10 protein-coding genes and 1 pseudogene are annotated in these 8,685 nt (G+C 53.5%); 7 read left to right on the forward strand and 4 right to left on the reverse strand.

Annotation, left to right across the window (positions count from 1 at the left end; genetic code table 11):
- Nucleotides 1-58: 58 nt before the first annotated feature.
- Both Q2B33_RS21840 and Q2B33_RS21845 read right to left on the reverse strand, forming a co-directional pair.
- Nucleotides 59-766: an Rpn family recombination-promoting nuclease/putative transposase gene (locus Q2B33_RS21840; RefSeq protein WP_300565440.1), complete on the reverse strand. Its 708-nt coding sequence runs from the start codon at nt 764-766 to the stop codon at nt 59-61.
- A gap of 130 nt (nt 767-896) precedes the next feature.
- Nucleotides 897-1,010: an AAA family ATPase gene (locus Q2B33_RS21845; protein WP_300565442.1), complete on the reverse strand. Its 114-nt coding sequence runs from the start codon at nt 1,008-1,010 to the stop codon at nt 897-899.
- 171 nt (nt 1,011-1,181) lie between these two features.
- Here Q2B33_RS21845 and Q2B33_RS21850 point away from each other — a divergent pair, with 171 nt between their 5' ends.
- Entirely contained in the window at nt 1,182-2,033 is an 852-nt protein-coding gene (locus Q2B33_RS21850; RefSeq protein ID WP_300565444.1) for a TIGR02452 family protein, read from the forward strand.
- A gap of 131 nt (nt 2,034-2,164) precedes the next feature.
- The gene (locus Q2B33_RS21855) at nt 2,165-2,950 is read left to right on the forward strand and encodes a TatD family hydrolase (protein ID WP_300565446.1); all 786 of its coding nucleotides are present in this window, start codon (nt 2,165-2,167) and stop codon (nt 2,948-2,950) included.
- Nucleotides 2,951-3,086: 136 nt separating this feature from the next.
- On the opposite strand, the pseudogene Q2B33_RS21860 reads toward Q2B33_RS21855, so the two are convergent.
- Both Q2B33_RS21860 and Q2B33_RS21865 read right to left on the reverse strand, forming a co-directional pair.
- Nucleotides 3,087-3,287: pseudogene (locus Q2B33_RS21860) on the reverse strand (hypothetical protein); the annotation flags it as partial.
- A gap of 108 nt (nt 3,288-3,395) precedes the next feature.
- Nucleotides 3,396-3,707, reverse strand: a complete 312-nt coding sequence (locus Q2B33_RS21865) for an AAA family ATPase (RefSeq protein ID WP_330685086.1) — start codon at nt 3,705-3,707, stop codon at nt 3,396-3,398.
- A gap of 277 nt (nt 3,708-3,984) precedes the next feature.
- On the opposite strand from Q2B33_RS21865, the gene Q2B33_RS21870 reads away from it, so the two are divergent.
- From Q2B33_RS21870 to Q2B33_RS21890, 5 genes are all read left to right on the forward strand, one after another.
- Nucleotides 3,985-4,467 carry an adenylyltransferase/cytidyltransferase family protein gene (locus tag Q2B33_RS21870; RefSeq protein WP_300815069.1) on the forward strand — a complete coding sequence of 161 codons (483 nt, stop codon included), beginning with the start codon at nt 3,985-3,987 and terminating at the stop codon, nt 4,465-4,467.
- The gene (gene pnuC / locus Q2B33_RS21875; protein ID WP_300565450.1) at nt 4,464-5,186 is read left to right on the forward strand and encodes a nicotinamide riboside transporter PnuC; all 723 of its coding nucleotides are present in this window, start codon (nt 4,464-4,466) and stop codon (nt 5,184-5,186) included. Before Q2B33_RS21870 ends, pnuC begins: the two co-directional genes overlap by 4 nt.
- 93 nt (nt 5,187-5,279) lie before the next feature.
- Nucleotides 5,280-6,146 (forward strand): PHP domain-containing protein, encoded by an 867-nt coding sequence (locus Q2B33_RS21880; protein WP_300815068.1) that lies wholly within the window; start codon nt 5,280-5,282, stop codon nt 6,144-6,146.
- 196 nt (nt 6,147-6,342) lie between these two features.
- Nucleotides 6,343-7,080: a hypothetical protein gene (locus tag Q2B33_RS21885; RefSeq protein WP_300914249.1), complete on the forward strand. Its 738-nt coding sequence runs from the start codon at nt 6,343-6,345 to the stop codon at nt 7,078-7,080.
- 86 nt (nt 7,081-7,166) lie between these two features.
- Nucleotides 7,167-8,685 (forward strand): O-antigen ligase (locus Q2B33_RS21890; protein WP_300823167.1); only part of this gene is annotated, 1,519 nt, incomplete at its 3' end.

The raw sequence follows: 8,685 nt of genomic DNA on the forward strand, positions 1-8,685 counted from the left end.
GACTGGAGCAAATCTGTTTCTATCATACAGGTTTGCTCCAGTTTTGTATAGGTACTCACTATCTACCGTATACGATATCTCCCTCGTAACTGTATTCCGCTATCAGCATATTCGTCACCTCGCTCCCTTTCCGTTTGAGATAATCAGAGAGGATTCCCTGCCTTATGCATTCATTGATTGCTTGCTTTATCGAATCCTCTTCTATCGAGTGCTCCCTCACCTTATCCACGAACAGGCTGTACTCCCTTAATATCCCGCACTTTTTCAGGATTATATGCGCTTTGTTGGAATTGATGTTTATGACCTTCACCTTCAGCTCCGCGGAATTTCCGCCGGGCGCGTCCAGAAAAGCATCGGACAGCTTCAGCTCCTTCTCCAGCGGGAAATCTTCCGTACCGTTATAAAATGTATAGAATTCCGGAGTCGGTATCTTTACCTGCGTCGTCCTGTACCGGGCTTTCTTCTCTACCAACTGCTCATAGGCCCTCCCCACGTACATCAGGCAGCGCAGGGGCATGTTGGGGTTCACGGTGCTCTGGTGTTCCCCCAGCACCAGCACCCTGCCGTCCGCCTCGAAGGAGATATCGTTCTTGAAGTTCTTGTACAGCACGTCCCCCACCCTTACCTTCCGGATGATGCCTTCGTCCTGATATTCTGTATCGTGCAATGCATTGTACAGGCTCAGCAGATTCTTCTTCGCGGATTCGTCCTCATAAAAAAGGTCCACGAACAGGCTGTCCTTATGCTTACGGTTTTCTGTCCCCATTGCCATCCCATCCTTTCATTTCCCCGTTCCAAAGCCCACTTTCGTCTGGGCCGTGCCGGCTTCGCCGCCTGTATGAAGCTGCGGATGATGTCGTTTCCGCTGGCCTTTCAGCGCCCGGCTGTAGAGGTTGCTATGCAGCAGCTCCGTTATCTATCAGGCCGGTCTTGTCAATATAGTAGAAGTCTTCTATACGTAATTTTTTGAAATCATCGATGCCCACAGGCAGCTTTACAGTGTTGCCCATGCTTTGCGCGCCCCCTTTCTGAAAGCTTTCTATCCTTAGTTTAACACAGATTTACAGCCCCAACAACTCCATATCCGAAATTTATGACACCTTCAAAAACACACCAAATAAGGATGGAACAGACATAAAATATATGCTATACTGTTTTCAAATAAAAAAGGAGAAGCCACTATGCCCGACAGAAAACAACAACTTATAAACGTCTTCCAGGACACCCAGGAATTCTATACAGTAAACAAAACCCTTGCTGGCGCAGTAGCCTACGGACGGCAGAACGCGAAACTATACGAGCCGGACGACTACCCGGAAATCCCCGTCTCAAACGCAAAAACCGGCCAGGTGCAGGTAATCGCCGCAAAGACCTTCGAGACGGCAATGAACCTGCACAAAGCATCCCCGGACAGGAAAATCGCCGTCCTGAACTTCGCCTCGGCCACACGTCCCGGAGGCGGCGTGAAGAACGGCAGCAGCGCCCAGGAGGAGAGCCTGTGCCGCTGTTCCACGCTGTATCCCACGATTGACAACGGCCGGTTCTGGGACAGATACTACAATGTGAACCGCGAGAAAAAAGACAACCGCCATACCGATGCCTGCATCTATTCCCCCGGAGTCATTATCTGTAAGACAGACGAGAGTATTCCGCAAAGGATGCCAGAAAATGATTTCGTGACAGTGGACGTGATAAGCTGTGCCGCGCCGAACCTGCGGAATGAGCCTGCGAACCGCTATAATCCGGAAACCGGGAAGCCTATGAAGATGGAGCCTCAAGAGCTATACGACCTGCATGTAAAACGTGCGAAGCACATCATGCATGTAGCCGCGGCGAACCAGGTCGATATCCTGATTTTGGGTGCGTTCGGTTGCGGTGTGTTCCAAAATGACCCGGATACGGTAGCCAGAGCATATCGGACAGCCTTACAAGACTGCCGGGATAAATTTGACAGCATTGTATTCGCGATTTATTGCAGTGGTACTGACAGGTCAAATCTTGACGCCTTCGAGAAGAGGATTGGCAGTTTATGATTTATGTGATTCTCGGAAAATTAGTAGTCAATATGGCGTTTATCACGCATGGCTCGCAGATACCGGGCTATAATGAGCCATGTATTTTGGCTGCATAAGGGAAGGGTAGAAGAGACAGCTTGGAGGAAACCATGAAACCAATAAAATACTACGACATCGGCCTGAACCTGTTCTGCAGGCAGTTCCCCGACCCGGAGAGGATAATCGAAGAAGCTTGGGAGCAGGAAGTATGCTGCATCCTCACCGGAACGGACATCAAAGAGGACAGGAAAATAGACGCTTTCGTAAAATCCCATGCCGCCTTCGGGACAGCCGGAATCCATCCCCACAATGCCGACCGCGCCAGGCAGGAGGACTTCCAGGCCATGGAGCGGATATTATCCCAGAACGACAGAATGGTAGCCGTAGGAGAATGCGGCCTTGACTACGACCGCATGTTCTCCACAAAGGAAAACCAGATAAGATGCCTGGAAAAGCATATCGTCCTTGCGGAAAAGCTGGATAAGCCATTGTTCCTCCATGAGCGCAGCGCCGCGGATGACTTTATAAAAAGGTTCAAAAACCATCCGGACATCTGCGTAAAATCGATAGTGCATTGCTTCACAGGCGATAAGAAGACGCTGGACAGATATCTTTCCATGGGCTTTTCCATCGGGATTACGGGCTGGATCTGCGACGACCGCCGGGGGAGGGAGCTGCGGGAGGCCGTGTCCCTGATTCCGCTGGACAGGATTCTGGTGGAGACGGACGCGCCCTATCTGACGCCGAAGAATGTCCCCGGCCTGGACAGGACGAACGTGCCCCAGAACATCAGGTATGTAGTCAGGGATCTGGCTAAGTACATGAAAGTGTCAGAAGACATATTGATACAGAACGCGAAGAAGAATACGGAACGGATTTTCCGGATAACAGATTGACTGCGGCCGGGGACTCCTTATGGGAATCCCCGGCCCTGATATGGCGTGAAGCGCTGCGGAGCCAGAAGCTTCAATTTCTGCCAGAGGTTCTATAGCCACAGGAAGCAGGGGCTGTCTCCCCGCCTGAGAAAGCCTGTCAAACCGACACCATCACCCTGCACCGCTTCCTGTCACAGGCGATGCCATATTTGATGACAGTATCCATCCCATCCATCCTGAGCTTGGCATCATATCCCAAGTCTTCTATCTGCGCCAGAGCTTCCCGGCACCCCTTCTCCAGCCTTGCGTCCCTCATGGACTTTTCTTCTGCTTTTTCAGCCCTGCGTCTGCTGTTGGAATACTTGACCTCCTGTCATGAAGAGCACGCTCCACAGGCTGTCCGTATTGCTGTACAGATTCCGATAGGTCGGTTCCTGGTTTACCCTCTTCGTGACGCGCTCTTCATTTACCAGCAGCTCCAGCTTCCGCCTGGTGCCCGGCTTCGCCGCCTGTATGAAACTGCGGATGATGTCGTTCCGGTCATCATCGCGAACTGGAGGCAGCCATTGCTCTTCAGCGACCTGCTGTAGAGGTTGCGGATCAGCTTGGCCATCTCGTCGTAGTGGCCAAAATGCCGGGCTTTGTCCAGGGGCACATTGTACTCGTCAATGAGGAGGACGGCCTTCTGGCCACAGTGCTTATATAGATACTGGCACAATACCAGCAGACTTTCCGTCAGGACATCATCGGCTCCAACAACTAAATATCCGAAATTTATCTATCGGTAGTCTGCTATAAATATCTGCAAGACAAACAGACAGATTCAAAAAAGCATTGAATAAGGATGGAACAGACATAAAATATGTGCTATACTGTTTTCACATAAAAAGGCAGCTAAAAAATCAGAACCGGGGGGCGGGCATAGTCATCTGCGGGATACCGTGTCTTTGATATCGCTCTACAGGATTCTGATAGAGACGGACGCGCTCTGCCGGGAACTTTGGTAAAAAAAGCCCATAGAAAGAGGGACATATTTGAAACAATATAAAATAGGAATGTATGGAGGCAAATTCCTGCCATTTCACAAAGGCCACAAGTTTTGCGTAGACACTGCAGCGCAGGAGTGTGAAAAGGTCTATGTAATCTTATTTTGGGGCGGAGCCGATGAGGAAAAGATTCTGGAGGATTATCCGAAGGACTGGCTGTCCGTGGAGGAGCGTATCAAACAGCTTGACAAGATCTGCAGGGAAGCGGCCCAATATGCGGACGTGATACCTGTACTGATTGACATCACCGGACTGCGTCTGCCTGACGGCTCAGAGGACTGGGAGGCAGAGACCCCGTTGGTCAGAAATGTGCTGGGGAACCGACTGGACGCTGTGTACAGCAGCGAGGAGAGCTACGGGGAATATTTTAACAGGGCATATCCGGAAGCGGTACATAGGTTGGTGGATGTGAAACGGGAACATTATCCCATAAGCGGCACCCAGATCAGGGAAATGGCAGAAAAGGTAGAACGAGGATTTTGGATGATATGATATATGAAAATATAAAGAAGAGCTTTCGGGAACTGAAATGGTATGAATATTTGATGGGAGCCATCATGATATTCATCGCGGCCAGGGCGATGGTCATAGGATTCACCACAGGTTCTGCCGACGGAAATCCCCCATGGCTGACAGTCATAAACTTTATCAGCGCCGTATGTGGCGTGATCTGTATCTTTTTCACGGCGAAAGCGAATATCAGCAATTTTGTATTTGCTTCGGTCAATACGATTGTGTATGCGGTCTATCTCGTATACTGGCACATCTGGGGAACTGCCCTGTTGGAGATACTTTTCTATATCCCCATGAATTTTGTGTCGTGGTATTTCTGGGCAAAGCACAGGGACCGGGAAATCACACAGAAGACCAAAAGCAGGAGGCTGACTCTTTTGCAGAACGGCATATGCGCGGCAGTTGTGGTGGCAAGCGCTTTGATTTATCATGGGGTACTTGTGAAAGTAGGCGGAGAGGTTGCATGGTTTGACGCATTTACGCTTAGCATAGGCATCCTGGCTACGATACTTGAGCTTTTGAGATATAAGGAGCAGTATATCTGGTGGATTATTACGGATATCGTGTCCATAGGGATGTATATCGCCCATTTTGACATGGTTTATCTGACGAAAAGAAGCATTTATCTGATTATGGCGGTCATCGGTCTGATGAATTGGGCGAAGCTAAACCGGACGAGGAATGTGGAAAACGAGTGATTGTCCGATTCACACCCAAATGGGCCTTGCTGAACGTTACATATAATATTTCAGAACAAAGAGAAGGGAGAAGACAAAACCATGATAAAAGACATGTTTGGAACGAACAGGCTGAAAATCAACCTCCATCTCCACACCACGCAGTCCGACGGCCATAAGACGCCGGAGGAGGCCGCGGCCATATACCGGGAGGCGGGCTATGACATCATTGCAATCACAGACCACTGGAAATACCGGGAGAGCGGGGCAATCGGCGGTCTGCGCACCCTGTCCGGGGCGGAGTACAATATCGGCGGCGGCAACGGCGCGGAGGGCGTGTTCCACATCCTGGCCCTGGGCTGCAGCCGGGAACCGCATATCCCCAGAGAGGCCGGGCCCCAGGCCATAATCGATGCGATCAATGGCTGCGGCGGCATGGCTGTGCTGGCCCACCCGGCATGGTCGCTGAACACGGTGGAGCAGACCGCAGGGCTGGAGGGAATCGGGGCCACGGAAATCTACAACACGGTATCGGACGCGGGGGAATCCTCCCGCCCCTATTCCGGGGATTTCGTGGACGCGTCGGCCTGCAGGGGGCGGCTGTATCCCCTGATTGCCGATGACGACACCCATTATTACAACGGAGAGGACGAGACAGCCTCCTATATCATGCTGGCCTGCGGCCCCCAGGCAACGGACGCCGAACTGCTGGAGGCAATCCGGAGGAAGGCGTTCTACGCCACCCAGGGCCCGGAGATCCATCTCCTCCGGGAGGGGAACCGCGTCACCGTGAAATGCAGCCCGGCCGTCCGCATCTCCTTTTTCTCCAATGCGGTCTGGGCCAGGGGGAGATGTTTCCGCGGCAGCGGCCTGACGGAGGGCTCCTGCGAAGTCCAGCCCTTCGAGACGTTCATCCGGGCGGAGGTGACGGACGCGGACGGGAGGAGGGCCTGGAGCAATACCATGGATTTACGGCAGTAGACGAAAAAAAAATATTTTTTTCAAAAAGGCTTGACTTTTTGCCTGGGGGGGTAAAATAGATATTCAGCAGGATACATTTCCTATATCTAATTTTACTTATTCCAGGAGGGAAAGAAAAATGAAAAAACGTGTTCTTCTAGCCTTGACGATGGCAATGGCAACGGCCGCAATGTTCATTTCTCCGGCCTTGTCCGACATGGTAGGTCTGCCTTCGATGGTAGTGTCCGCCACCAGCAACAACACAACTCCACCGACTCAGACACCTCCGTCCCAGAATCGGCCTACGGCCAGCGGTAACAATACCCAGAGGCCTGCAGGCGGGAGCGGGGCTGTGGTCGCTCCGGTTCCGGCGCCTGTAGCGAGTACGATTGCGGTGGACAACCAGTCCGGATTTGGTGTGGCAATCACCACGCAGGGCGTGAGCGGATTGGCCGGATTGGCAGCCGGAGAGACTCTGGTGCCCACAATTTCCCCTTGGGGCCTGTCCCAGGCTGCTGTGAACAGAGCCATGTCCCTGGGCGGCCAGGCGGCTTACTCGATCGACATCTCCATGATCGTACCCCAGAGGAACGCCAACAACAATAAGGTGACTCAGCTGAGCGCGCCGATCAACATCGTGCTGCAGAGGCCCGAGGCCCAGGACGGAAATACATATGACTTCATGGTCATCCGTGAGCACAATGGCGTGCTGACGAACCTGTCCGACCTGGACAGCAATCCGGACACCATCACGATCAGCACTGACCAGTTCTCTGTCTATACCGTCATCTATGCGCCCAAGGGTGTGTTCCCTACGGCGGCAGGATCCAGGGCGAAGGATTCCGTTCCCAAGACCGGTGACCAGCTTCCTGCGGCAGTGCCTGTGACAGTGACCGTATGCCTTGCGGCTCTGGCTATGACAGCAGTTGCCCTGAACAAGAAGAAAAGAGCGTAAGCTTTAGGCGGGCATAGCTATGAAAGGAGGAGGAAAGTCATCTTTCCCCCTCCTTTTTTCGGTAGAAGGGCTGGAGGATGGGATAAATGGAGACGAAGTACGCAGGATTTCAGAAGACGGTTGCGTCTGCATATCTGCTGTCGATTTTTGCGGCGCTGCCGCTTTATATGCGGGACGGCTTCTATATGCTGGCCGACGCGAAATATCTCTTTTTCCGGAGCGTGTCCATGATTTTCCTGCTGCTGTGGCTGTCCGGCGCTGCCCTGTCCGGCGTCTGCAGGTGGCGCAGGGGACATTTTCCGGGGGAAGTCCGGAGGGGCAGGACATGGGACGGGCATTCCGGCACGGACGGCTTCGCGATTTGTTTTGCACTGTTTTCCGTGCTGTCTTATGTGTTCAGCGCCTATAAGGACACGGCGTTTACGGGCTTCTCCGGCTGGTATATGGGGCTGCTGACGCAGCTTTTCCTGGTGGGGGGATATTTCCTGGTGAGCCGGTGGCATGAGAGGGAGAAGATGGTCTCCGGCATTGTCTGGATCTCCGTGACCGCGGTGTGCCTGCTGGGGGTCCTGAACCGCATGGGCTACGATCCCCTGGGCACATATGAGGGGATGGACTGGTGGGAGTGGAACCGGAGGAATCTCATTTCCACTGTGGGGAATATCAACTGGTACTGCGGCTATCTGGTGGTGGCGGTCCCTCTCCTGCTGTACTGCTTCTGGGCAGGGGAGGGGTGGAAGCGGATACCCGCCGGGGCCGTGGCCTTTGTGGGGACGGCAGCCATCTTCCTGCAGGGGAGCGCCAGCGGGATTGTGGGCCTGGGGGCGATGTACGCGGTCCTTCTGTTCGCCTCCCTGAAGGAGCTGCGATTGCTTCTGCGCTTCCTGGAGACTGTGCTGCTTCTGCCCCTGTTCTGCTTTTTGGCATGGCTGATTCGGATGGATCTGATCCTTCCCTATGACATAGAGGAAATCGTCGAGAGGATCTTCACGCCTTTTTGGGGGATTCCGCTGTGGCTGCTGGCAGTGGGAGCCGTGGCTCTGAGGATGATTTACGTCAGGACAGGCAAAGACTGCCTGAAAGACGGCAGGGCGCTCAGGGCTGTGTCCCTGCTTGGGGCAGTTCTGGTGCTTGGGGCGGTACTGGTGCTTGCGGGATGCCAGATATCGGATGAAATCTGGAGATTCTTCGGAGGATTCTCCTTCCTGCGGCTGGACAGCGCCTGGGGAAGCGGGCGGGGAGCGGTCTGGACGGCTGCATGGAAGGGATTCTGGAGGAGCGGCTTCACCAGCTGTCTCTATGGCGTGGGGCCGGACTGCTTCGCGAGATATTTCTATGAACAGGAGTCCCTTGCCCTGCAGGCGCCGATCTTGTGGGAGGAGGGCTCCATATATGCCAATGCCCACAACGAATGGCTGAACATGCTGGTGAACCAGGGGATTCTGGGGGCAGCAGCCTATCTGGGCTTCTTCCTTTCGGCATTTGCCAGGTTCTGGAAAAGGCGGGAGGGGAACCCTAGGATGACGGCGGGCATGATGGCCGTGGCGGCTTACGGGGCCAACCAGTTCTTCAGCTTCGGGCAGGTGGTGGCCACGCCGCTGATTT

This window comes from uncultured Acetatifactor sp., assembly GCF_948601915.1.
Classification (GTDB): Bacteria; Bacillota; Clostridia; order Lachnospirales; family Lachnospiraceae; genus Acetatifactor.

Excerpts from the sequence above, each read along its gene's own strand:
- Q2B33_RS21855 (WP_300565446.1), top strand. The coding sequence starts at position 2,165 with ATGAAACCAATAAAATACTACGACATCGGCCTGAACCTGTTCTGCAGG.
- Q2B33_RS21880 (WP_300815068.1), top strand. The coding sequence starts at position 5,280 with ATGTTTGGAACGAACAGGCTGAAAATCAACCTCCATCTCCACACCACG.
- Q2B33_RS21870 (WP_300815069.1), top strand. The coding sequence starts at position 3,985 with ATGTATGGAGGCAAATTCCTGCCATTTCACAAAGGCCACAAGTTTTGC.
- Q2B33_RS21845 (WP_300565442.1), bottom strand. The coding sequence starts at position 1,010 with ATGGGCAACACTGTAAAGCTGCCTGTGGGCATCGATGATTTCAAAAAA.
- Q2B33_RS21850 (WP_300565444.1), top strand. The coding sequence starts at position 1,182 with ATGCCCGACAGAAAACAACAACTTATAAACGTCTTCCAGGACACCCAG.
- Q2B33_RS21840 (WP_300565440.1), bottom strand. The coding sequence starts at position 766 with ATGGGGACAGAAAACCGTAAGCATAAGGACAGCCTGTTCGTGGACCTT.
- Q2B33_RS21885 (WP_300914249.1), top strand. The coding sequence starts at position 6,343 with ATGGTAGGTCTGCCTTCGATGGTAGTGTCCGCCACCAGCAACAACACA.
- pnuC (WP_300565450.1), top strand. The coding sequence starts at position 4,464 with ATGATATATGAAAATATAAAGAAGAGCTTTCGGGAACTGAAATGGTAT.